2 protein-coding genes are annotated in these 1133 nt (G+C 34.0%); one reads left to right on the forward strand and one right to left on the reverse strand.

The window, feature by feature from the left end; genetic code table 11:
* Positions 1 to 206: 206 nt before the first annotated feature.
* The gene (locus tag C1710_RS08175; protein WP_047767872.1) at positions 207 to 407 is read right to left on the reverse strand and encodes a cold-shock protein; all 201 of its coding nucleotides are present in this window, start codon (positions 405 to 407) and stop codon (positions 207 to 209) included.
* Between the two features lie 255 nt (positions 408 to 662).
* Between C1710_RS08175 and C1710_RS08180 the strand changes: the two genes are divergently transcribed.
* A complete protein-coding gene (locus tag C1710_RS08180) occupies positions 663 to 1076 on the forward strand; it encodes a HEPN domain-containing protein (protein ID WP_328587349.1) in 414 nt (137 codons plus the stop codon).
* Positions 1077 to 1133 lie beyond the last annotated feature (57 nt).

Here is a 1133-nt window from a genome sequence, read left to right on the forward strand (position 1 = left end):
ATAGCATTAAAAAATTCGCACATCATGGTTCAGGCACCCATAATCACAAGAAAAACCAGCCCAAGCAAACTAGTTGCTTGAACTGGTCAAAATTAGCTATCAGTACCGATTGACAAAGAGCCAAATTTTTCTATCAGTACTTTTTGACGAAGAGCCATAAAAAAGAACTGCTCCATCAAAAGCAGTTCTTCATAATATTAGACAAATTATTGTGGAACAACATTAGTCGCTTGAGGTCCTCGATCGGCTTGTTCAACATCGTAACTAACTTTTTGCCCTTCCTCAAGACTCTTAAAACCGTTAGTTTTAATTGATGAAAAGTGTACGAATACATCTTTACCATCTGAACCAGAGATAAACCCATAGCCCTTATCAGCATTAAACCATTTTACAGTACCATTTTGCATATATATATCCTCCTAGGAATCAAACCAAAGTAACCAAATTGAATTAACATCTAAGAAAATAATAGATAGCAAAAATGAATGATACTTATAACTTCCTGATGTGTTAATCTGGATAATTTTAACACTTTAATTCGCTGTATGCAACCCTAAATAATTCAAGCGCACAGTTTTTCATATGACTATAATGATGTCCAATCGAAGTTGCTCAGTGTGATAAATAATTGGGTAAGTTCCTCAAAAGAGTTACAGTTACTGGTGGATGACTATTTGTTAACGGTTAACTACAGGTCGGTAATTGAAAATGATCTTGTCAATTATACACAAGGCATTGAATCGTATTTTAGAAATGAACGTCTTACTTTGAGGGATAAAATAAACAAATTTATTGAGGAATTGCCTGAATCTTATAGAGAACTATTATCTGAACACGTTGGAAATACAGATGATTGGATTGGAAAGCTTGTAAGCACAAGGGTATTCCTAACACACGGAGATAGAGAAAATATGGCGGTATCTAATCCTTATAAGTTAGTGCAGATGACAAAAATATTCGGCTTTATGGTTAGAATCTTTATTTTACAAAAATTAGGGATAACCATTCGTACAATACCCCTTAGGGTTGACACTTTAAATAATAAAAGTGTCATCTCTAGGGGGTGTTTTGAATAGGAACATATTCAACGACGGAAAAATTAAGGTTACTCAGTAATTACCAAGATTCAGACT

It is taken from the genome of [Lactobacillus] timonensis, from assembly GCF_900240275.1.
Lineage (GTDB): Bacteria > Bacillota > Bacilli > Lactobacillales > Lactobacillaceae > Limosilactobacillus > Limosilactobacillus timonensis.